Origin of the sequence: Streptomonospora salina, assembly GCF_014204715.1 — a bacterium.
Taxonomy (GTDB): Bacteria; Actinomycetota; Actinomycetes; order Streptosporangiales; family Streptosporangiaceae; genus Streptomonospora; species Streptomonospora salina.
In genome coordinates this window covers 1,502,025-1,524,044 of sequence record NZ_JACHLY010000001.1, presented here as the reverse complement: position 1 = coordinate 1,524,044, position 22,020 = coordinate 1,502,025, and the positions used below count along the sequence as shown (strand labels likewise).

Sequence of the window (22,020 nt, the reverse complement as noted above, 5' to 3'; positions counted from 1 at the left end):
TGGCGACGATCGCCGGTCAAGGTGGAACGTGTTGTATTCTGGCACCTCTGCGACGGGGGGCGTCAACCGGACACGTCTGGAATAGTGGAGCGCCATGAACGACGCCGATGCTCCCGCGGCGGCCTCCTCCGCCTCCGCCGCGCGCGCTCCCGGCTTTGCGGAAGCGGCGGACCGGGGCGAGAACCCCCCGGAGGACCGGCGGCCGGACTCCCGCGCGGCGGCCCTGACCGCGCGGGCGGGCCGGGCGATGCGCGACCCCGTCGTCCTCGTGGGCGCGGCCCTCGTCGTCGTCTCCCTCGCGCTGAAGATCCACGTGCTGCGGTCGGCCTACTTCGTCGAGGACGACTTCCTGCTGTTCGGCGACGCCGCCGACACCGGACTGGCGCTGGGCTACCTCACCGACCTGCACAAGGGCCACCTGATGCCGGGGGCCCGGATGCTGGCCTACATCCTGGCCGGCACCGCGCCCTACAACTGGACCGCTGCGTCGGGGACCATGCTCCTCCTGCAGGCCGGCGCCGCCGCGGCCGTGTTCGCCCTGCTGTGGGAGCTCTTCGGGCGGCGGTGGGCCGTCATCGCTCCCCTTGCCGTCTATACCGCCGCCCCACTGACCGTCCCGGTTCTGGCCTGGTGGTCGGCGGCCCTGAACGCGGTGCCCTTCCAACTGGCGACCGCCCTGTCGCTGCTGTGGACCGTCCGGTACCTGCGCAGTGGCGCAACCCGCTACGCGTGGATGGCGGCCGGGGCCGTGGCGCTGGGCATGGCCTTCTCGGGCAAAGCCGTGTTCCTGCCCGTGCTGCTGCTGGCCGTGGCGGCGCTGTTCCTGGTCCCGGGGCGCTTTCCGGGGGTGCTCTGGCGCACGGTGGACCGCGACCTGCCCTTCTGGGTGTCCATGGGCATGCTCTCGGTGGGCTACGGGATGCTGTACCTGTCCCGGCAGGGCAGCGCCGGAGGCGAGGGGGCCGACCTTCCCTCGCCCGCGGTCGCCGTCGGCATCCTGCGGCGCATGCTGGGTGAAACCTTCCCCGTGGGTGCGGTCGGCGGGCCGGTCGAGTGGACCCCGGTCACCGCCACTGGCGGACTGCTCAACCCTCCGGCGGCCGCGGTCGCCGCCGCCTGGGCGGGGCTGCTGCTGGCCGTGCTGGCGAGCCTGGCGGTGCGCCGCCGCGCCTGGCGCGCCTGGGCGCTCCTGGTCGGCTACCTGCTGGTGGTCGATGCGGTTCCCACCGTCATCGCACGCGGCCGCTACGAGCCGGCCGTGGGTTACGACCCCCGCTACGTGGCCGACGCCGCACTGGTCTTCGCGCTCTGCCTCGCCCTGGCCTACCTTCCGGTGCGCAACGAGCAGGACACCGAGCGGCGGCGCCCGCCCCGGCGTGCGGCGCGCGCCGTGGCCGTCACCGCCACCGCGGCGATGACGGCGGTGGGCTCGTTGTCCACCTACGCCTTCGCCGACACCCTCAGCGGCGACCGGGTGCGCTGGTACCTGGACACGGCGCGCCGATCGGTGAGCGAGGTGCCCGCCGAAGCCGGGATCTACCCGCGGCCGGTGCCCCCGGACATCGTGCTGCCGTGGAACGGCCCCCGGCGGCTGACTTCCCACCTGCTCAGCCCGCTCGCGGCCCCGGGAGTCCAGGAGCGCATCCGGAACCCGGAACCGGCGGGATCGGCCCTGGTGTTCAACGACGCGGGGTTCCTGGTTCCGGCCGAGCCGGGCGAGGACAGCGCCTACTTCGGGCCGCCCGAGGACGAGGAGTGCGCGTCGACGATCGGCGGCCGGGTGCGCTGGCCCGTGGAGGGGACGGGCAGCCCCATGCAGGTCCTGACGGTCTCCTACACCTCGGAGGAGGAGACGGAACTGGGCGCCGTCCTGGGCGACGCCTGGGTGAGCGCCCGCCTGCCCGCCGCCCCCGACGGCGGCGTCCGGTACGTGCCGGTCCCCGGGGCCGGACCCGAGATCACCCTGGACACCGACGCCGATCGGCTGTGCATGGAATGGGTGACCTTCGGCGCGCTGGACCCGGTCACCGCCGGAGACCCCTGGCAGGAGGAGCAGGACGGGCAGCAGGAGCAGGACGGGCAGCAGGAGCAGGAGGAGCAGGAGGAGCAGGAGAAGGACGGGCAGGAGCAGGACGGGCAGCAGGGGCGGTAGGAAGCCCGGCCGCCCCGGCCCCGCCTGGCGCGAGGTCGTTACCGGCGCAGTGCCGGAGAACGGTGAAAACCCCGAGATCGTTTTCGGCGGATCCGGCACCCGGACGGGAGGGGACGCCGGTCGCCGGACGGCGCCGGTCGCCGGCCCCGTCAGTTGATCGGGGTGCGGCGGTCGGCGCGCGGCCGGGTGCGGGGCCGGCGCCGGAGGCTGCCGGATGAGCTGTAGCGCTGGGCGAGGGGACGTTCGACGAAGCGGTGGGTGAGGTCGGCCAGCAGTACGGTCCCCAGGGCCACCGCGGTCAGGTCCATCCAGAACGAACCGGTGAACATCTGCGCGCCGGTGAAATCGCGCCACAGGTAGAGCACGACGAACTGCCACAGGAAGATGCCGTAGGAGATGCGGCCCAGGTAGCGCATGACCGGATGGGCCAGCAGCGCTTCCAGCCACGCGCCGCCTCCGGCGCGGGCCGGAGGCGGCGCACCGGGGCGCTCGGGGCGCAGCGCCACGGGCGCGACGACGAAGAACGCGAACGCCATCGACACCGCCGTGTTCACCAGTGACAGCCACAGCTCGGCGGCGCCGACGAACCGGTCGCCCGCCGCCGGGGTGGCGGAGACGAGGTAGAAGCCGCCGGCCACCGCCCAGCACAGTGTCGCGTTGTTCGACAGGGTGCGGCACAGCCGTCGCACGGGTCCGTCGGCGCCCGGCTCGCGCCAGGCCCACTCGCTGAGCACCGTCAGCGTCATGCCCACCGCGAACAGGCCGAGGCAGCGGGGCAGCCAGGAGAACATGTAGGGCCGCGGCTCGGGATAGTGCTGGGGCACCAGCGCCAGCACCGACAGCGCGGTCAGCACCGCCAGGAACACCAGTATGCGGCGGGCGCGGGTCCGGGTGTCGGCGGCGCGGGTGCGGCCGGCCGTGCGCACCGCCAGCAGCCCGAGTACCGGCAGGGCGGCGTAGAAGGCCGCCTCCACCGACAGGCTCCACATCTGTCCGAGGCCGGCGGGGCCGGTGCCCACCCACCACGGGTCGGTCTCGAACACGAAGGTGAGCGTCATGATCTCGACCCAGGCCGACACCGAGTCCAGGTGGTCGCGCGACCACAGCAGCAGGGCGGCCAGGGCGACGATCCAGTAGGCGGGCAGCACGCGCAGCGCCCGCCGCCGCAGGTAGGACCCGGCCGGCGGGGCGGCGGTGCCGTCGAGCGCGGCGCGCGCCCACGGGCGGAAGAGCAGCAGCCCCGACAGCGCGAAGAACAGGGGAACGGCCATCTCGCCGCCGGCCAGCAGGGCGCCGGAGAGGCCGGGGGCCAGGGCGTCGCCGGTCTCGATGCCCACGTGGAAGACCAGCACCAGCAGCGCCGCCAGGGCGCGGATGCCGTCGAGTCCGGCGAGGTGCCCGCGCACTTGGGGCAGGCGCCACCGCGGGTCGGACGGGTCCGCGGCGGAGGCGGCGGGAGCGCCGTGCGGGGAGTCCGGGGGTGTGGCGCCGCCCGTACCGCTCCCGGAGGGTCCGGGGGAGGCGGGGGATTCCTCGGAGGCACCGCTCACTGGCCGACCCTCCCGTGTCGTCTGCTCGGAGCCGCGGCGGGACGCCGGCGGCCGGGGGCTGCGGATCCCGGCGGTGCCGGGGTGAACGGATCGCAGCGCGGCGCCCGACGTCCCCGTCGCCATACTAGAACCGGTTATAAATATTCGGCCACGCCTTGGTGACGCAGCCCACTGTGGGGCAGTACTCTACCCGAAACTGAACCGGGTTCCAGTTGCGGCGTCCCCTTGCGGACCAGCGCCCCGCCCACCCCCGCCCGTTCTCGCCCAGGAGGGCTCATGCGTCGTACCGCCGCGGTCGTCTTCATCGCCTTGGGAGTCTGCCTGCTGGTCCTCGCCCCCATGCTGCGGTACTGGACGGCCGAGAGCTTGATGAAAGCTCCCCTGGACTACTACAACGAGACCGTCAACCGCGGTGAGGACATCACCTACTTCAGCGCCGAGGAGACCGAGCTGGTCGAAGGCGCCACCGTGGAGGCCTACACGACGGTGCGCGGCGACGTCGCCGCCAGCGACGCCGACACCGCGGTCTGGGACCAGTTCACCTGGGTCAAGGACGTCGAGCGCGACTCCGCGATCACCTCCACCTACCGCCGCGCCGGCCACGACCGCGTCGACGGCCGGGGCGTGGACTGCTGCGACAGCTCCGTCGGCGACGAGGAGGTCGAGCAGAAGGGCCAGATCTTCAAGTTCCCGTTCCTGACCGAGCAGCGCGACTACCGGTTCTTCGACACCACCAGCCGGCTCACCCGCCCCATCGCCTTCGAAGGCGAAGAGGCCTACAACGGCATCGACACCTACCGGTTCGAGCAGGTCGTCGAATCCGAGAAGGTCGGCGAGCGCACCCTGCCGGCGAGCCTGCTGGAGGGCATGGACGGCGCCGACGGCGATGTCACCGGCGACGAGATGTACAGCGTCACCCGCACCTACTGGATCGAGCCGACCACCGGCGTGCCGATCGGCCTCAGCGAGGACCAGCACCGCGGCTTCGTCGTCGACGGCGAAGAGCGCCTGGTGCTCTTCGACGGCACCCTGGTCTGGGACGACGAGACCGTCGACGGCCAGATCGAGAGCGCCGCGCAGGGCATGATCATGCTGCCGCTGCTGCGCACCGTCATCCCGCTCGCCTGCGTCGTCTTCGGCGCGGTGTTCGTCATCGCCGGCGGCCTGATGCTGATCGGCACCGGCGTGCGGAACACGCGTACGGCGCACTGACGCCGCGGCGGCCGCCGGCCGGATGGGCGATCCGGGCCCCGCCGCCCGCCGCAGGGCGGACGCGACCGTCCCGGCCGGGAACCCGCGCACCCGGGAGCCCGGCCGGGACGCCGCCCCCGCAGCCGCCGCCCCGGTACGGCACGGGAACCGCCGCGCGCGGCACACCCCGAGCAGCGGCGGACGAACCTGCTGGTGTGCCGCGCCGGGGACGGCGGGTGTGCCCACCGCCCCCGCTCCCTCGCCTGGAGCACCGCCGCATTCGCCCTGTTCCGCACGGCCTCCGGCGGCGCCTGCCCGCTCGACGGCGTCCGCCCGGACCTGTGCGCGCCCTCGTCCCGTTCCCGGCGGCGGGCGCCGAGCGGTACCGAGTAGGATCCGGCCATGGAGCAGACCCCGCCCCCCGGTCCGCGCAAGCGCGTCTCCGATGCCGAGCGCGATGAGGTCGCCACGCACCTCGGCGACGCCTACGCCGAAGGACGCCTCGACTTGGCGGAGTTCGACCGCCGCAACTCGGCCGCCTACCAGGCCGTCTTCGACGACGAGCTGCGGGAGCTGGTGACCGATCTGCCCGCGCCGGGCGAGGGCGCGGCCCCGGTGCACCGCCCGCCGCCTGCCGCCGGGGAGGACGAGGCGGTGGAGCTGACGACCGAAACGGCCACGCTGCGCCGCCGCGGCGACTGGGCGGTGCCCCGCAGATTGCGCGTCTCCTCGCGCTACGGCGGCGTCAGGCTGGACATGAGCGGGGCGACCATCCGGCACCCGGTCGTGGAGATCGAGCTTTCGGTCCACGGCGCCGGCACCGTCCTCACCCTGCCCGTAGGGGCCACCGCCAACGTGGACGACCTGCGGACCAAGTACGCCAACGTGTACATGACGGTCCCGGCCACACCGCGATCCGGCGCCGTGCACTTCGTGGTCCGCGGCAAGACCCACGCCGGCGCCGTGCGTGTCCGCTACCGGCGTGGGCAGAAGCGCTAAAGCCCCCGGCCGCGCCGCCTCGACGTCGACGCGGCGCGGCCCGCACGGCGGTCGTGGAACCGGCCGGCGGCTGCCCGGTCAGGCGGGCGCGGCCGCCGTCGCTGCCACGTGGCGGACGAGGGTCTCCAGCACCTCCTTGGCCGATGCGCGGGTGCGCGCGTCGCACAGCAGCACCGGAACCCGCTCGTTCAGCGTGAGCGCTTCGGTGACCTCCTGCTCGGTGTAGTAGTGGGCGCCCTCGAAGCAGTTCACCGCCACCACGAACGGGACCCCGTGCCGCTCGAAGAAGTCGACGGACGGGAAGCAGGTGTCCAGCCGGCGGGTGTCGGCCAGCACCACCGCGCCCAGCGCGCCCTGGGCCAGCTCTTCCCACATGAACCAGAAGCGCTGCTGGCCCGGGGTGCCGAACAGGTAGAGCACGAGATCGTCGCTGATCGTGATGCGGCCGAAGTCCAGGGCGACGGTCGTGGTCTGCTTGCGCTCGACCCCGGCGAGGTCGTCGACGCCCACGCTGGCCTCGGTCATCACCTCCTCGGTGCTCAGCGGGACGATCTCGCTGACCGCACCGACGAGGGTCGTCTTGCCGGCGCCGAAACCACCCGCGACGAGGATCTTGATCGCCGAGGGGATGATGGGGGTGCCGGATCGATCAGAGTCGTTGGATTCCATCGAGTACCGCCTGGAGTACGTCCCGGTGTACCGGGCTCTGCTGGGTGTAGGGGGCACGGGCCAGGACGTATCCCCGGCCGATGAGGTCGCCGAGCAGGACCTTGACGACGGCGACGGGCATGTCCAGGTGGGCCGCCACTTCGGCGACCGACAGGGGGCGTCCGCACAGTTCGAGGATGCGCAGCTGCTCGGGTTCCAGCGCCATCTCGTCCACGTCCGCGCGCGCCGCGATGACCACGCTGATCATGTCCAGTCGGACCGCGTCGGAGTGCTCGCGGCCCTGGGTGATGACGTAGGGCCGGACCAGCGATTCCGCGTCGTCGCCGTCGCTGCCCGGTTCCGGATGCTCTGCCATGGCCGCCGCTCCTCAGGCGGAGGTGCCGGGGGTGGGTTCGCCCGGCCCGGCGGCCGACTCGGCGCGTGGCGAGGCTTCGAGGAACCGGCCGACCTGCTCGACGAGTACGTTCATCTCGTAGGCGACCAGCCCCACGTCCGAGCTCTCCTCGGCCACGACCGCGAGGCAGGCTCCGCTTCCGGAGCCGCTGACGAACAGGTAGGCGTTCTCCATCTCCACGACCGTCTGCAGCACCTCGCCCCCGTTGAACTGGCGGCCCGTGCCCCGGGCCAGGCTCTGGAAGGCGGAGGCGACTGCGGACAGGTGCTCGGCGTCGTCGGTTCCCAGCCCCTCCGAGCTCCCCATGAGCAGCCCGTCGGCGGAGAGGACGATCGCGTATCTGGCGCCGACGGCTCGTTCGACGAGTCCGTCCAGCAGCCAGTTCAGATCCTTTGCGGCGTTGTTCGTCACGGTCACGAATCCTTATCCGTATCGTTCTGGCGCTGCTGGCCCTCGTGGCGCCCGCGGCGGGTGCCCTGCTGGAACGCCGACATGTTCTGGCGCAGCCGGGTCGAGCGGTCCTCACCGCCCTCCGACTGCTGCGGCGCGGCGCCCGAGTCCGGGGCCGAGGGGGTTTCGTACAGCTGCGGTGCCAGGTTCGTCTGGGGACTGCGCTTGGGCAGCAGGGGGCGCCCGTACTCGTCGGTGGCCGGTTCCGCTGCCCGCTCGGGTTCTGCGGGATCGGCCGCCCCGCCGTCGGGGGAGGGCGCGGGTTCGGGGGCGGGCTGGGTGCCGGGGGCGTCGCCGCCGCCGTCGGGGGAGGGTTCCGCGGCCGGCGGTTCGGCGGCGGGGGCCGCCGACGGTTCTGCGTGCGTACCGGGGCCGGGGTCGCCGGGGGTGCCCGGATCGCCGGGGATGCCCGGATCGCCGGGGTTTCCGGGCGGGCCGGTCGGCGCGTCGGCGCCGTCGCCGCCGACCGCACCGGTCCCGGAACCGGCCCGTGCACCGGCATCCGCGCGGGTCCTGCCGCGGCGGGGGAGCCCGGACGGAGTGCGGTCGTCCCGGTCGGCGGGTGCGTCGCCGGATCCGTCGGGCGCGGACGCGGAGGGATCCGGCGAGAGCGCGTCCCCCGCGGGGGCGGGGGCAGGGAGGTCGGCCCCGTCGCCGCCGGGCTCGTCCGCGACGGGCGCATCGCCGGCGGGATCCCCGCCGGATCCGGAACCGGATCCGGTCGCGGCGCCGGTGATGCGCGCGGGCTCGGGAGCCACCACGCGCGGCCGCTCTCCGGTGGTGTCGAACGCCGAGGCGGGCAGCGACCCGTCGTGGATCAGCACCGAGGGCAGCAGCACGATCGCCTGCACACCCCCGTAGGGGGAGGGCCGCAGCTGCACGCCGATCTCGTGGCGCTTGGCCAGCCGCGAGACGACGAACAGGCCCAGGCGCATCTTCTCGTTGAGCCGCATCACGTCGAACTCGGGCGGGTTGGCCAGGATCTCGTTGGCCGCGGCCAGCTCGTCCTCCTGCATGCCCAGGCCGCGGTCCTCGATCTCGACCACCACCCCGTTGGGTACCTGCTCGCTGCTGAGGCGCACCTTGCTCTGCGGCGGCGAGAAGGTCGTGGCGTTGTCGAGCAGTTCGGCGACCAGGTGGATGACGTCGGCGATCGCCGGTCCCTTCAGCGCCACCTGCGCGACCTGGTGCCGTTCGATGCGGCTGTACTCGCCGGACTCCGAGACGGCTCCGCGCAGCACGTCCACCAGCGGCATCGGTTTGTGGAAGGTCCGTCCGGGCGTCTCGCCGCCGAGGATGAGCAGGTTCTCGGCGTTGCGGCGGGAACGCGTGGCGAGGTGGTCGAGCTTGAACAGGTCGGTGAGTTCCTGGGGGTCCTCCTGCTCGCGCTCCATGCGGTCCAGCAGCCGCAGCTGGCGGTGGATGAGGGTCTGGCTGCGGTGGGCGATGCTGAGGAACACCCGGTTGATGCCGTGGGCCAGCTCGGCCTGGCGCACGGCGGCGTCCACGGCGAAGCGCTGCGCCTTGTCGAAGGATTCGGCGACTTCGCCGATCTCGTCGGTGCCGGTGGTCAGCGGGGGGATCGCCTCGGCGGTGTCCACGGGCTCGTTGCGGCGAAGCCGCTCGACGAGGTCGGGCAGCAGCTCGTTGGCGCGGTGGTCGGTCTCGTCGTGCAGCCGGACCAGGCGGCTCACGACCCGGTTGGTGGTGCCCACCGCTGTGGAGATCGCCAGGAAGCCCACCAGCGCGACGCCGAGCGTGCCTACGGTCGCGATGAGCAGCGAGCGTGTGGCGGTCCCGGACTGGACGGAGGCGGAGTGGCTGGCTTCGGCCGCGCCGATCTCGGTCAGCTTCTCCTTGACCGGCGTGTACGCCGCCTCCCACTCGTCCTGCTCCATCGGCACGCTGGTGTCGCGGCTGTGCTCGCCGGTGATGGGATCCATGAGGATCTGCGGATCGTGGTCGACGATGCGGCCCTCCATCGCGACCAGCCGCTTGTAGTCGTCGCTTTCCAGCAGTGTGTCGAGCTCGGTGCGCTGCTCGGGGCTGAGGAATCCGCGCAGGTCCTCCAGCGTGGAGTGGTAGGAGCTGGTCAGGCGGGTGAACTCCTGCTGGTCGTCGTGGGTGAGCTCGCCGCTGGCGAAGCTGCGGGTCAGCTGGGCGTCGCTCTGGGAGAGCAGGTCGACCACGCGGAACGTATCGGTAGCGGTGACGCCCGAGCTGATCGAGTCGGGTTCGAGGCTGTCGCGGGCCTGGGTGCCGAAGAGGTCGGCGGCCGCGGTCATCACCCGGTTGTAGTCCGTGAGGACCTCGGACCGCGAGGCCGTTCCCTCGTCGACCTCGGAGCGGATGTCGTCGATGGAGCGGTACTGGGCCTCGAATTCGGCCATGCGCTCCTGGACGGCGCCGGGGGCGTAGTCGCGGTACTTCTCGAACCCGTCGAAGACCGTGCCGGTCTGCTCGTCGGAGGCCTGCCGCGCCTCCACCAGCTGTTCGCGGTTCTCGTCGGGGCGCTCCAGATAGGCCACCGTGCGGGACCGCTCGTCCATCACGGCCGCCAGCGAGACGGCGGCGGGCGTCGACAGCTCGTCGGCGGCCTGGGCCTGTGCCGACGCCGCGAACGCTTCCCAGCCGAGGTATCCGCTGATGGCGAGCCACAGCGCGATGAAGGCGGCGCTCGGCAGCAGCACCGCTCTGCGCGAACGCCGGCGGATGCTCGTCGTCCGCTTACTCTTCGCTGGCTGCACGGTACTCCTAGTGGCGAATCAGGGGTGGGGCGGCGGTGCGGGCCGCACGGGTTCGGCGGCCGTGCCGGGAGGGGCGTCCGCAGCCCTTCGCTGGTCGGCGTCTGGAGGGAGCCGTGGATCCGAGTGGAGTGCGGAGGGTCTCGGGCCTCCGCGTGCCTCAGGCGGGATTCACGGTCTGCTTCCCCGTTAAGACGCAGAATGCGATCACAGTACTGCTTTGCGCACAGGCAAGCGCTACGTGGCAATTGCCCGAACACGATAGCGCGTCGTCTCCGTGCTCGGCGATCCGCCTCCGGGGGTTTTCCTGGCGTGTGCGGGCAACTCGCCACAGTTTGTCGGCGTTTATCAATGGGTGTCCGTTTTTTGGTTGTTTGTATGGTTTCGGGTGGTATTGCCTGGGCGGTGGTCCCGGTTCCGAGCGGCCGGGCTCGGGAATGGCGATCCCCGCGTTCGGCTGCGCCCGAGCGCCGCTCCCCGCTAGCCTTGCGGAGCTATGGGAGGGGTATACACCGACGCCGCGGCCTCAAGCGCGGCCTTCGCCGTCGCGCTCGTCGCAGCCGTGAGCGCCATGGGATTCCTGCGCCGCCACCACCGGCGCTTCGGCCGCTTCGTCGGCCTGCCCGGCCGTGTGGCCTGGAGCGTGGCGGCCACCGGCCTGGGGCTGTCGGCCTTCGCGGTGTATCCGCTTCCGGTCGGCGCCGCTGCGGCGTGCACGGGCGGCGAGACCGCGATGCGCCTCCCGTTCGAGACGTCCGGCGCCCTCGCCGGCCCCGGCCCGTGGCAGCACGCCGCAGCGGCCGCAGGAGCCCTGCTGCCTCTGGGACTGCTGCTGGCCTACCGCTACCGCCGCGGCGTGCTCGCCGCCGTCGCGCTGTGCGGCCTGGCCGCCGCGGGGGTCGAAGTGCTGCAGTCCACCGCCCTGCTGGGCGCCTATCCCTGCCCCTACCGGGTGGCTGCCGCCGGCGACGTGCTGCTGGGGGCCGCGGGCGGCCTGGTCGGCTGGCTGGCGGGAGCCGCCGCCAAGCGGCGGCTCCCGCGCTCCTGGCCGAGCGCGGTGCCCGACCTCATGCCGCCCGGCGCGGTCCGCCGCCTGGCGGCCCGGCTGCTGGACCTCGCGGTGTGCTGGTACGGCGCCGCCACGATCGCGGCCGTCGCAGCGCCCGCACTGGAGCAGACGGCCTGGAGCGGCCAGTTCGGCGGCGAGGAGCGGCTGCGCGCAGCGGCGCTGATCGTGCTGGCGCTCGCGCTGGGCGCCGTCGTGCCGCTGCTGCGCCGCGACCGGGCCACCCCGGGCCAGGCCGCCTCCTACCTCGCGCTCGCCGCCGCCGGGGCGCCGCGCCCCGCGTCGCGGCCGCGGACCCTGCTGCGCACCGCGCTGCTGTACGCGCCGGTCACCGTGCTGCTGGCTATGGGGCTGGGCTGGTGGGCGCTGGCCGCCGGGGCTGTGCACGCCTCGTGCGCGCTGGTGCGCCGCGACCGGGCCGGCCTGTTCGACCTGCTCGCCCGTACGCGGGTGACCACCCGCTCGGCCGCCGTCGGCGGCATGCCCGACGACCTCGTGCGCTTCGTTCCGCCCCCGGACCCCGAGCCGCCGGTGCCCGCCGGCGCGGTCCCGGTCCAGCGCTGAACACCGCCGCCGGCCGCGGGGACGCTCAGGCGAACCAGGCCAACCAGGCCAGCACCAGCCCGATGAGGACCAGCGCGAAGCCCAGCACTCCGACCATGACCAGAACCCAGCTGGTCAGCCACGGTGCCGCCACGATGCGGGCGCGCTCGGGATCGGCCGGGTCGTAGGAGACGGTGACGGCGTCGCCGCTGCGCGAAGCGGTCCACCCGGTGTTCTCATGGGCGGCGTGCACCTCGCGGCCCTCGGGGGTGCTGAAGCGGACGATCATCGACGCCGAGGTCTTGGTCTCCCGGTAGCCGACGACCTCGCCCTCGGCGCGTTCGCCGTGGACGGCCAGGAAAGCCGAGAAGCGCAGGTGGCGGAAGAGGAACCAGAGCATGGCCGATCCGGCGGCGATCGGCAGCAGGGGGTAGACGTAGACCACGTTCGGTTCCAATCCCGGTTCTGCGACGGTCCCGCGCCGCCGGAGGAGCGCACGCGCCGGTGCACGGGTCCGGGACCCGCCCCCGGTGGCGGTGGCGATACGGTATCGGACCCGCCCGCCGGGCGGAACCGGTGCGCAGCGGCCCGAACGCGTCCGGCCCCGCGGCCCGCGGCCGCGCGCCGGCGTAGAGGCGCTGCCGCGTTCCTACGACCAGCGGAGGACGGCGCCACCCTCGTTCGGGGGAGGACCGGATACCCCTGCGGGCCGATGACCGGCACCCCGGCGCGCCCGTACCGTACTGGGCACGGTCGAAGCGGCGTGCGTACGGGGACGCCGCTGGGACCGGTCACAGGGACCGGGGGGCTGGGCAGGGCGCGTTCCAGCCCCCCGACTCGCTTTCGCGCGCGCCGCTACCAGCTGGTGGCCACCGGCCGCCCCTCGTTGTAGCCGGCCGAACTCTGCACCCCCACGGCGGCCCGCTCGTGGAACTCCTCCAGCGTGGTCGCACCCGCATACGTCATGGAGCTGCGCACGCCGGCCACGATCTCGTCGACGAGGTCCTCCACGCCCGGGCGCTCGTCGTCCAGATACATCCGTGCGCTGGAGATGCCCTCCTCGAACAGGGCCTTGCGCGCCCGGTCGAACGGGGAGTCCTCGGAGGTGCGCAGCCGCACCGCGCGCGCCGAGGCCATGCCGAAGCTCTCCTTGTACATCCGCCCGTGTGCGTCGCGCAGCACGTCGCCGGGGGATTCGTAGGTGCCGGCGAACCAGGAGCCGATCATCACGTTCGACGCCCCCGCAGCCAGTGCCAGAGCGACGTCGCGCGGGTGGCGGACCCCGCCGTCGGCCCACACCGACGCGCCCAGCTCGCGGGCGGTCGCGGCGCACTCCAGCACGGCGGAGAACTGCGGGCGGCCCACCGCGGTCATCATCCGGGTGGTGCACATGGCGCCCGGGCCCACGCCCACCTTCACGATGTCGGCGCCCGCCTCGATCAGGTCGCGGGTGCCCTCGGTGGAGACCACGTTGCCCGCCACGATCGGAACCCCCGGATCCAGCGCGCGGACCTTCTTCAGCGCGGCCAGCATCTTGTCCTGGTGGCCGTGGGCGGTGTCGACGACGAGCAGGTCCGCACCGGCCTCGACCAGCTCGGCGGCCTTGGCCGCCACGTCGCCGTTGACGCCCACGGCGGCGCCCACGCGCAGCCGCCCCTCGCTGTCGGCCGCCGGGTCGTACAGCGTGGCCCGCAGCGCACCGGTGCGGGTGAGCACCCCGACCAGGCCGCCGTCGCCGTCGACGACCGGAGCCAGCCGGTGCCGGAAGTCGTGCAGCGACCCGAACGCCTCCTTGGGGTCGGTGCCGGCCCGGATGGTCAGCAGGTCGCGCGACATCACCTCGTGCACCTGGGTGAAGCGGTCCACACCGGTGCAGTCGGCGTCGGTGACCACCCCCACGGGCCGCCGCTCGCCGTCGATGACGATCACGGCGTCGTGGGCGCGCTTGGGCAGCAGGTTCAGCGCCTCGCCGACGGTGCTCTGGGGGGTCAGCGTGATGGCGGTGTCATAGAGCAGGTCGCGGCGCTTCACCCACGACACCACCTCGGCGACGACGTCGAGCGGGATGTCCTGGGGGAGTACCGCGATACCGCCGCGCCGCGCGATGGTCTCGGCCATCCGGCGCCCGGCGACCGCGGTCATGTTGGCGACTACGATGGGAATCGTCGTTCCCGTCCGGTCGTGGGTCCGCAGGTCGACGTCCAACCGCGACGCCACGGCCGAGTGCCGCGGGACCATGAAAACGTCGCTGTAGGTCAGATCGTGGGCGGGGACCCGGTCGTTGAGAAAACGCACGCCTCTACCTCGGTCGGGGCCGTTGCGGGGGCGGCGCGGGACCCGGTCGCGGACGACCGGGGCGGGCCGCACTCCCCTTACTCGTCAATTATGACCGCCGGCGCCGTGCCGATTGGCCCGGGCACGGGCCCGCATGCCATTATTCTGCGGCTGACCCACCCTCCCTTCCCGGCCGGTCGCGCGATGACACCGAGCCAGAGCCGCGCACCGGGCGCGCGCAGCGGCGCCGCCGGGAAGCCCAGCAGGAGTTGAGATGACGAGTTTCACCCTCGCGGACGTCCGCGAGCGCACCTACAAACGCCGCGACGCCTGGTGGACGGTCTTCCTCGTCGACCCGCTGGCGGCGCGGCTCGTGGTGTGGACGGCGAACCGCACCTCGGTCACCCCCAACCAGATCACCGCCGGTGCGGGGGTCCTCGGCGCGGGCTCGGCGGTGTGCTTCGCCCTGGGCACGTGGCCCTGGCTCGTCGCCGGTGCACTGCTGTTCCACCTGAGCTTCGTGCTGGACTGCATGGACGGCAAGATCGCGCGGTTGAAGGGCACCGGTTCGGTATTCGGCTCGTGGGTCGACTTCGTCTTCGACCGCATCCGCTTCTTCGGCTGCATGCTCGCCCTGCTGATCGGCCAGTGGGCGCTCACCGGCGACGTCCTGTTCCTGCTGCTGGCACCGGTGGTGACGTTCCTGGATCTGCTGCGCTACCTGAACGGCGCACAGGTCGGCAAGACCCGCCAGACCATGCGCACCCGGCTGCGCGCCGCCGCCGAAGGGCGCGCCCAGCCGGCGGAGGAGGACCCGGAGAACACCGAGACCGAGGCCCGGTCCGAGGCCGGCGCCGAGCAGCGGGGCGAGCAGGCCCCCGACGCGGGTACCGACGACGCGGGCGCCCCCGTGGTCTTCGTCGAGGAGGTGCTGCGCGAGAACCCGGCGCTGGACCACGAGCAGGCGCACGCGCGCTCGGCGGAGTCCGGAGCCCGGGTGATCGACGTGCACCAGGGGTTCACCCGCAAGTTCGGCTGGTACGGGCGGCTGCGTTCGACGCTGCTGCGCAGCCGGGTGCGCCCGCACCTGTTCAGCGGCATCGAATTCGAGATGTTCGTGTGTGTCGTCGCGCCGCTGACGGCCCTGGCCTCGGCCGCGGTTCCGGGGGCCGACCTGGTCGTGCCCGTGGTCGTGCTGTCCTGCGCGGCGCTGGCGGCCTTCGAGGCGCTCATCGTCTACAAGCTGTGGCTGGCCACCCGCGATTTCGCCGCGGAGATGTCCCGGCTCGGCGCGGGCTGACCCACCCGCCTCACCGTGCGGCGGGCCCCGCCGCGCCCCGGCGGCGCCGCATGACCGGCGCCGCCGGGGACCGGGCCAGCCACGGCGGCTCCCGGCGCGGATAGGCTCGGGACCGGAGGTACCCGCCGTCGGACGAGGTTTGAGATTCGTATGGGCGAGCGGGACAATCGGCGCTGCGATCGCACGCCGGTGGCAAGGCCGGATGGGAGATCGCTCCCAGTCCATCATCGAAGAAGGCGGTGGAAGCGGTGCCGCACGCGGTCGATCCCCAGCGCGTCGCCGAGCACGGAGGCGCGGCGATGCGGCTGGTCGACGAGGTCTTCCCGTTGGTCGAGGGGTTCTACGTCGACCTGCACAAGAATCCCGAACTCTCGCACCGGGAGCACCGCACGGCGGGAGCCGTCGCCGAATGGCTGACCCGCACGGGCTTCGAGGTCGAGACCGGCGTCGGCGGCACCGGCGTCGTGGGCGTCCTCCGCAACGGCGACGGCCCCACGGTCATGCTGCGCGGCGATATGGACGCGCTGCCGGTCCGGGAGCGGACCGGTCTGCCCTACGCCAGCACCGCCCGCGGCCGTGACGACGACGGCCAGGACGTACCGATCATGCACGCCTGCGGCCACGACGCCCACACCGCCTGCCTGGTGGGCACGGCCGACCTGCTCGCCGAAGCCCGCGACGAATGGCGCGGAACGCTCATGATCGCGGCCCAGCCCGGCGAGGAGACCCTCGACGGCGCCACCGCCATGCTGCGCGACGGCCTCTACACCCGCTTCGGCCGCCCCGACGTCGTCCTCGCCCAGCACCTGGGTCCGCAGCCCGCGGGCATGGTGGCCCACCGTGCGGGCACGGTCATGGCCGCCACCACCAACCTGCGGGTGCGGGTGTTCGGGGCCGGCGGGCACGCCGCGCGCCCGGAGAGCACGGTCGATCCGGTGCTGATCGCCGCCAACATCGTCAACCGGCTGCAGACGATCGTGGCGCGCGAGATCAGCCCCAGCGAAATGGCGGTGGTGACGGTGGGTGTGCTTCGCGCCGGTACCACGACCAACGTCATCCCCGACGACGCCTACCTGGAGATCGACACCCGGGCGCTGAACCCGGCCGTGTCCGAGCGCCTGCACGAGGCGATCGACCGCATCGTCCGCGCCGAGGCGGCCGCCTCCGGCGCGCAGCGCGACCCCGAGATCACCGTGGCCCGCGACACCGGAGTCACCGCCAACGATCCCGACGCCACCGGCGAGGTGGTCTCGGTCCACCGCGCCTACTTCGGCGAAGAGCGCGTCGTCGAGCTGCCCGAGCCCGTCACCGCCAGTGAGGACTTCTCCAACTACGGACTGCCCGGCGACCCCGCACCGGTTCCCTACGTCTACTGGTTCCTGGGCTCCACTCCGCACGACGTGTGGGAGGCCGCGCCCGGCGAGACCCCCTACGAGAAGATGATGGCGGTTCCCGCCACCCACTCGGCGTTCTTCGCCCCCGACCGCGAGTCGACGCTGCGGGCGGGGCTGGCCGCGCTGTCGCTGGGGGCGCTGACCTACCTGGGCACACCCGAGTCGAGCGGTGGTGCAGGCGCGACCGGCGGGCAGGCCTCCATGAGCGGCGCCTACAGCGGTTCGGGCGCACCGGAGGAGCCCGTCCACCACGCCGATGCGCTTCCGCCGCCGGCAGCCGCCGGCAGCTTCGACGGCTTCGCCGCGGCGCACCCCGAGGGCGAGGGCCGGCCCGCGGCGCCGGTCGGGCCGGAACCGGTCGCACCCACCGCGCACCAGTCGGCGCCGTTCGGGGGCGAGCCGGCGCCGTTCGGGGGCGAGCCCGCCCCGCCGCCGGCTCCGGCCGCCGGGACCGGCGGCGCGGAGGCCCCCGGGGCCCCGAGCGACGACGAGCGCGCGTCCGCGGCCTACGCCGGCACGGACCGCTACCCGGGCGATGGCGACGACGCGCCCGCTCTGTCGGACTACGGCCCGCCCGAGCCGCCCCCGGCGGGCGCGCCGATGCCGCCGTCCTCGGCCCCGCCGCCGCAGGGCCCGCCCATCTCCGCGCCTCCGCCGCAGGGCCCGCCCCTCGCGGCTCCGCCGCCCCCGCCGGGGGCGGTGCCCTACTCCACCGAGGGCGGCCCCGACTCCGGCGGCTACGCGTCGGGCGGCTACACGCCCGAGGGCCATGCGCCGGGACCGGCCTACCCGCCTGCGGGCCCGCCCCCCGGCGGCACCCCCGCGGAGGGCACCCCCGGTCAGGGGAACGTCGCGGGCGGCCACGCCGGCGAGGGGTATCCCCCGGCCGCCGACCACGCCTCCGGCGGCTATCCGCCCGGTCCCTACGATCCCCAGCGGCCCGACGCCCAGCAGCCCGACGGGCCCGATCCGTACGGCCCGTCCGGCGACGCGGACTCCGACCCGCCCCAGGACCCGCCGTACCGGCTGTAACGTAAGGCGCGGGGACCGGGGGCGTCGGCGGCTGGGCGGTGCGTAGTCACATGGGGCTGTTGCCGCAGAAGCGGACGATGTGGCCGCAGCACCGCCGGATGCTGCTGATGCGCTGGGGCGAACCGCGGCGAACGCGCGCGCTGCGGCACCCGAAGGAGAACACCGCGCTTCTGGTGTGCCTGGCGGTGACCGCGCTGGCGGTACTGGGGGCGGTCAACCGGGCCGTGGACGGCGAATCCACCGGGCAGCCGCTGCTCGTGCTGGCCGTTCCGCTCCTCGTGTTCTTCGTACGCGGGCAATTGTACGCGCGCCAACGGGTCAACGGGGTGCCGATCTCCGAGACCCAGTTCCCGGAGGCGCACCGGATGGTCGTCGACGCGGCGCGCGCGTTCGAGCTGCCGCAGGTTCCCGACGCCTACGTCGTTCCCGGCCACGGGCAGATCAACGCCTTCGCATCCGGGCACGGCTCGCGCCGCTTCGTGGTCGTCTACAGCGACCTGTTCGAGGTGGGCGGGCGCCTGGCCGACCCGGAGGCACTGCGGTTCGTGATCGGCCACGAGGTCGGCCACATCGCCGCCGGGCACGTCTCCTACTGGCGGCAGTTCGGGATCTCGGTCGCCGACATCATCCCCGGGCTCGGCGCCACCCTGAGCCGGGCCCAGGAGTACACGGCCGACAACCACGCCGTCGAGTTCTGCCCCGAAGGCAAAGAGGGCCTGCGCGTGCTCGCCGCCGGCAAGTACCTCTACCGCGAGGTGGACTTCGGCGCGATCGCCGCGCGCGCCCACACCGACCAGGGGCTGTTCGTGATGCTGGTGAACCTGCTGTCCAGCCACCCCGTCAACACCTGGCGGTTCCACGCGCTCACCGACCGGTCCCGGCCCGGCCGGCTGCTATGAGCGCGCCGTCCACCGCCCCCACCGGATGCACGGCGGTTGCGGGCGGCCCGGGCCGGCACCGCCCCGGCCGCCCCGGACCGCACGGCCGGTGCCGCTCAGGCCGAGCCGGCCATCTCCCGGGTGTACTTCCGGGCCAGCTGGTCGGGCAGTGCCTCGTGGCGCAGGTAGGACCGGGTGAACGTGCCGGTCCCGTGCGACAGTGAACGCAGGTCGATCGCGTAGCGGGTGACCCCCAGCTGCGGCACCTCGGCACGGACCATCGTGCGCCCGTCGGCCATCGGCTCGGTGCCGATCACCCGGCCGCGCCGCGCCGACAGGTCGCTCATCACCGCACCCAGGTACGCGTCGGGGACCAGCACCGCCAGTTCGTCGAGCGGCTCCAGCACGGACATCCGGCACTTCTCCGCGGCGTCCCGCAGCGCGAGCCGCCCGGCTTTCTGGAACGCCATGTCGGAGGAGTCCACCGAGTGCGCCTTGCCGTCGTAGAGCGTCACGCGGATGTCGACCAGCGGGTAGCCCGACTGCATACCGCCGGCCATCTGCGCGCGGATGCCCTTCTCCACCGAGGGGATGAACTGGCGCGGCACCACCCCGCCCACGATCCGGTCGACGAACTCCAGGCCCGAGCCCGACGGCAGCGGCTCCACCCGGATGCGGCACACGCCGTATTCGCCGTGGCCGCCGCTCTGCTTGACGTTGCGGCCCGTACCCTCGGCCGGTTCCGCGAACGTCTCGCGCAGGGGCACCCGTATCTCGTCGGTCTGCACCGCGACCCCGTGGCGCGAGGACAGCCGGTCCAGCACCGAGCCGAGGTGCGCCTCGCCCATGCACCACAGCACCAGCTGGTGGGTCTCGGGATTGACCTCCACGCGCAGTGTGACGTCTTCGGAGGCCAGGCGGGAGATCGCCTGGGCGAGCTTGTCCTCGTCGGATGTGGAGGACGCGCGCAGCGCCACCGGCAGGAGCGGGTCCGGGAACATCCACGGCGGCATGCGCAGCGGGCGCTCCTTGTCCGAGAGCGTGTCGCCGGTTTCGGCGCGGGTCAGTTTCGCGATGGCGCACACGTCTCCGGCCACGATCTCGCCCACCGGTTCGCTGTGCTTGCCCGAGGGCGCCAGAAGCGCGCCGATGCGCTCGTCGACGTCGTGGTCCTCGTGCCCGCGGTCGGCCAGGCCCTGCCCGCACACGTGCACGACGGTGTCCGGGCGCAGTGTTCCGCTGAACACCCGCACCAGGCTGACGCGGCCCACGTACGGGTCGCTGATCGTCTTGACGACCTCGGCCAGCAGCGTGCCGTCCGGGTCGCAGGAGAGTCCGCCGGCCGTGCCGCCCGCGGCCGTGGCGACCTCGGGTACCGGCAGTTCGGTGGGTGCGGGAGTCGCGCGCGGCAGTTCCTCCAGCAGTTCGGGCACGCCTGCGCCGCGCAGCGCGGAGACGGCGAGCACCGGGTAGAAGCCGGCCCGCGCGACCGCGGACTCCAGGTCGGCGATCAGCACGGCGGGGTCGAGTTCCTCGCCCGCCATGTAGCGGTCCATGAGGGATTCGTCCTCGCTCTCCTGGATGACCCCCTCGATCAGCGCGTCGCGCATCGGCGCCGCCCGCTCGGCCAGGCCCGGGGGCGGCTCGGCTTCGGTGCGGGCGCCGGCGGAGTAGTCGTGGTAGCGGCCGGAGATGAGGCCCATCAGGCCCCGTACCGTGCGGTTCTCGCCGTCCCCGGAGAACTCGGGTACGTAGGCGGGCAGGACGCTGTCGCCGAAGGCTTCGCGGCACTGCTCGACGACGCCGTCGACGTCGGCCCGGTGGTGGTCGATCTTGGAGACCGCGACGGCGCGCGGGATGCCGATGGCGGCGCACTCCTCCCACAGCAGGCGGGTGGGCCCGTCGATGCCGTCGACCGCGGAGACGACGAACAGCGCGGCGTCGGCGGCGCGCAGACCGGCGCGCAGGTCGCCGACGAAGTCGGCGTAGCCCGGCGTGTCCAGGAGGTTCACTTTGGCTCCGGCGGAGACGACGGGCGCCACGGACAGGTTGACCGAGCGCTTCTGGCGCACCTCGACGCCGTCGTAGTCGCTCACGGTGGTGCCGTCCTCGACACGCCCCATGCGCGACGTGGAGCCGGAGGCGTGCAAGAGCGCCTCGATCAGGGTGGTTTTTCCGGCTCCGGACGGGCCGACCAGCACGACGTTGCGAATCTGCGCCGGGTGGTCGGCCCTGGGAGCCCTGCCGGTGGTCGCTGGACCGGATCTGTCCGCCATGCTCTGCCGCCTTCCTTCCTCGGCCGGACCGCGGTTCCCGTCGGCCCGGGCCGCGCGGCCGCCCTGCGGGTCCGGCACCGCAGGGCGGCCGCGCGGATCAGACGCCGAATCCGCGCCGATGTGACACGGGACACCATCTACCGTCACCCGTCGCGGCCGATATCACAAGGGGCGTTCGCGGCGTGCACCGGGGCGGGGGTGCGGTGCGGGCGGAGGGCCGGGATGCGGGAACGCCTGCGGCTGCGGGCCGCTCGCGGCCCGCCGGCCGGTGCGCAGACCTGTGGAGAAGCAGTCCGGAATATGCGGAATTTGCGCTGAGATCTCCTAGTGTGTACGCGTGCTTTGGACCGAGAGCGTTCCCCAGTTCGGACTCGTCGCCGGCTCTCTGGCGTTCCTGCTGGTCGCACACGCCGCCGTAGGCGAGCCCCTGCTGGGATGGCGTTCCTTCGCCCGGCTGCGGCGCACCCGCGAGCGCGACCCCGGCGCCCTGCTCCGGTTCTACCGGCTGGCGATCGGCGTCCACCTGGCCGGGGTGGCGGCGATCGCCGCCATCGTGCTGTCGGACCCCGGGATCGACCGCGCCCACCTGGGCCTGCGCGCGCCCGTCGCCTGGTTCCCGCTGCTGGCGGCCGTGGTCGGGTTCGTCGCGGCACTGATCATCATCCGGCTGCTCACCCGGGATCGGAAGGCGTCCGGCACCCCGGCCCCCGCGCCGCTGCCGCCGATCCCCGACCCCGCGCAGAGCCTGGCGGTGCTCGCGCCGCGCGGCGGCCGCGAGCGGCTGACCGCCGCAGCGCTCGCGGTGACGGCCGGAGTGAGCGAGGAACTGCTCTACCGGGGACTGCTCGTGGCTTTCGGGGCCGCGCTGGGCTTGCCGGTGTGGGTCGCGGCCGCGGGTTCGTGCCTGCTGTTCGCGCTGGCCCACCTCTACCAGGGGTGGTGGGGCCTCGTCGGCCCCGGCCTGCTCGGCGCGCTGTTCATGGTGGTCTACCTCGGTACCGGGAGCCTGCTGATTCCCATCGCCCTGCACATCGGCCTGGAGCTGCGGTCGCTGCTGCTGAGCGGCAGCGGCCGCCGCCACCGCGCCCGCGCGCTGTAGGCGGGCGCG

General features: G+C 73.5%; 16 protein-coding genes. 8 read left to right on the top strand and 8 right to left on the bottom strand.

What is annotated here, in order from left to right:
• The first annotated feature begins 94 nt into the window (after positions 1-94).
• On the top strand, positions 95-2,152 hold the full coding sequence (locus tag HNR25_RS06775) for a hypothetical protein (protein ID WP_184633853.1): 2,058 nt from the start codon (positions 95-97) through the stop codon (positions 2,150-2,152).
• A 149-nt stretch (positions 2,153-2,301) separates the two neighbouring features.
• Here HNR25_RS06775 and HNR25_RS06770 read toward each other — a convergent pair whose 3' ends face one another.
• Positions 2,302-3,702 carry an acyltransferase family protein gene (locus HNR25_RS06770; protein WP_376767476.1) on the bottom strand — a complete coding sequence of 467 codons (1,401 nt, stop codon included), beginning with the start codon at positions 3,700-3,702 and terminating at the stop codon, positions 2,302-2,304.
• A gap of 276 nt (positions 3,703-3,978) precedes the next feature.
• Here HNR25_RS06770 and pgfA point away from each other — a divergent pair, with 276 nt between their 5' ends.
• Both pgfA and HNR25_RS06760 read left to right on the top strand, forming a co-directional pair.
• Positions 3,979-4,914 (top strand): cell envelope lipid trafficking protein PgfA, encoded by a 936-nt coding sequence (gene pgfA, locus HNR25_RS06765; RefSeq protein WP_184633851.1) that lies wholly within the window; start codon positions 3,979-3,981, stop codon positions 4,912-4,914.
• Between the two features lie 381 nt (positions 4,915-5,295).
• Complete coding sequence (locus HNR25_RS06760) at positions 5,296-5,892, top strand: DUF1707 SHOCT-like domain-containing protein (RefSeq protein ID WP_184633850.1); 597 nt, start codon at positions 5,296-5,298, stop codon at positions 5,890-5,892.
• Between the two features lie 78 nt (positions 5,893-5,970).
• Here the strand turns inward: HNR25_RS06760 and HNR25_RS06755 are convergent, their stop codons facing one another.
• Genes HNR25_RS06755 through HNR25_RS26425 form a run of 4 tightly spaced genes read right to left on the bottom strand, consistent with a single transcriptional unit; the run spans position 5,971 to position 10,152 of the window.
• Positions 5,971-6,561, bottom strand: a complete 591-nt coding sequence (locus HNR25_RS06755) for a GTP-binding protein (RefSeq protein ID WP_184633849.1) — start codon at positions 6,559-6,561, stop codon at positions 5,971-5,973.
• Positions 6,542-6,916 carry a DUF742 domain-containing protein gene (locus HNR25_RS06750; protein WP_184633848.1) on the bottom strand — a complete coding sequence of 125 codons (375 nt, stop codon included), beginning with the start codon at positions 6,914-6,916 and terminating at the stop codon, positions 6,542-6,544. The genes HNR25_RS06755 and HNR25_RS06750 overlap by 20 nt, the downstream gene beginning before the upstream one ends.
• A gap of 12 nt (positions 6,917-6,928) precedes the next feature.
• Entirely contained in the window at positions 6,929-7,366 is a 438-nt protein-coding gene (locus HNR25_RS06745) for a roadblock/LC7 domain-containing protein (protein ID WP_376767475.1), read from the bottom strand.
• Between the two features lie 2 nt (positions 7,367-7,368).
• Positions 7,369-10,152, bottom strand: a complete 2,784-nt coding sequence (locus HNR25_RS26425) for a sensor histidine kinase (RefSeq protein ID WP_184633847.1) — start codon at positions 10,150-10,152, stop codon at positions 7,369-7,371.
• A 493-nt stretch (positions 10,153-10,645) separates the two neighbouring features.
• Here HNR25_RS26425 and HNR25_RS06735 point away from each other — a divergent pair, with 493 nt between their 5' ends.
• On the top strand, positions 10,646-11,779 hold the full coding sequence (locus HNR25_RS06735; protein WP_184633846.1) for a VanZ family protein: 1,134 nt from the start codon (positions 10,646-10,648) through the stop codon (positions 11,777-11,779).
• 25 nt (positions 11,780-11,804) lie between these two features.
• On the opposite strand, the gene HNR25_RS06730 is transcribed toward HNR25_RS06735, so the two are convergent.
• Both HNR25_RS06730 and HNR25_RS06725 read right to left on the bottom strand, forming a co-directional pair.
• On the bottom strand, positions 11,805-12,203 hold the full coding sequence (locus tag HNR25_RS06730; protein ID WP_184638921.1) for a DUF3592 domain-containing protein: 399 nt from the start codon (positions 12,201-12,203) through the stop codon (positions 11,805-11,807).
• A 410-nt stretch (positions 12,204-12,613) separates the two neighbouring features.
• Entirely contained in the window at positions 12,614-14,053 is a 1,440-nt protein-coding gene (locus HNR25_RS06725) for a GuaB1 family IMP dehydrogenase-related protein (RefSeq protein WP_184633845.1), read from the bottom strand.
• 253 nt (positions 14,054-14,306) lie between these two features.
• Between HNR25_RS06725 and HNR25_RS06720 the strand changes: the two genes are divergently transcribed.
• The 3 genes from HNR25_RS06720 to HNR25_RS06710 all read left to right on the top strand — a co-directional run bounded on the left by HNR25_RS06720 (position 14,307) and on the right by HNR25_RS06710 (position 18,657).
• The gene (locus HNR25_RS06720) at positions 14,307-15,332 is read left to right on the top strand and encodes a CDP-alcohol phosphatidyltransferase family protein (protein WP_184633844.1); all 1,026 of its coding nucleotides are present in this window, start codon (positions 14,307-14,309) and stop codon (positions 15,330-15,332) included.
• A gap of 239 nt (positions 15,333-15,571) precedes the next feature.
• Positions 15,572-17,758 carry an amidohydrolase gene (locus HNR25_RS06715; RefSeq protein ID WP_184633843.1) on the top strand — a complete coding sequence of 729 codons (2,187 nt, stop codon included), beginning with the start codon at positions 15,572-15,574 and terminating at the stop codon, positions 17,756-17,758.
• A 77-nt stretch (positions 17,759-17,835) separates the two neighbouring features.
• Positions 17,836-18,657: a M48 family metallopeptidase gene (locus HNR25_RS06710; protein WP_246463533.1), complete on the top strand. Its 822-nt coding sequence runs from the start codon at positions 17,836-17,838 to the stop codon at positions 18,655-18,657.
• 95 nt (positions 18,658-18,752) lie between these two features.
• On the opposite strand, the gene HNR25_RS06705 is transcribed toward HNR25_RS06710, so the two are convergent.
• Positions 18,753-20,912, bottom strand: a complete 2,160-nt coding sequence (locus tag HNR25_RS06705) for an elongation factor G-like protein EF-G2 (protein WP_184633842.1) — start codon at positions 20,910-20,912, stop codon at positions 18,753-18,755.
• 337 nt (positions 20,913-21,249) lie between these two features.
• On the opposite strand from HNR25_RS06705, the gene HNR25_RS26795 reads away from it, so the two are divergent.
• Positions 21,250-22,011, top strand: a complete 762-nt coding sequence (locus HNR25_RS26795) for a CPBP family intramembrane glutamic endopeptidase (protein WP_312862391.1) — start codon at positions 21,250-21,252, stop codon at positions 22,009-22,011.
• Positions 22,012-22,020: the final 9 nt, after the last annotated feature.

Coding starts and splice junctions, on each gene's coding strand:
- HNR25_RS06775 (WP_184633853.1), top strand. CDS start 95: ATGAACGACGCCGATGCTCCCGCGGCGGCCTCCTCCGCCTCCGCCGCG.
- pgfA (WP_184633851.1), top strand. CDS start 3,979: ATGCGTCGTACCGCCGCGGTCGTCTTCATCGCCTTGGGAGTCTGCCTG.
- HNR25_RS06760 (WP_184633850.1), top strand. CDS start 5,296: ATGGAGCAGACCCCGCCCCCCGGTCCGCGCAAGCGCGTCTCCGATGCC.
- HNR25_RS06755 (WP_184633849.1), bottom strand. CDS start 6,561: ATGGAATCCAACGACTCTGATCGATCCGGCACCCCCATCATCCCCTCG.
- HNR25_RS06750 (WP_184633848.1), bottom strand. CDS start 6,916: ATGGCAGAGCATCCGGAACCGGGCAGCGACGGCGACGACGCGGAATCG.
- HNR25_RS06735 (WP_184633846.1), top strand. CDS start 10,646: ATGGGAGGGGTATACACCGACGCCGCGGCCTCAAGCGCGGCCTTCGCC.
- HNR25_RS06720 (WP_184633844.1), top strand. CDS start 14,307: ATGACGAGTTTCACCCTCGCGGACGTCCGCGAGCGCACCTACAAACGC.
- HNR25_RS06710 (WP_246463533.1), top strand. CDS start 17,836: ATGTGGCCGCAGCACCGCCGGATGCTGCTGATGCGCTGGGGCGAACCG.
- HNR25_RS06705 (WP_184633842.1), bottom strand. CDS start 20,912: ATGGCGGACAGATCCGGTCCAGCGACCACCGGCAGGGCTCCCAGGGCC.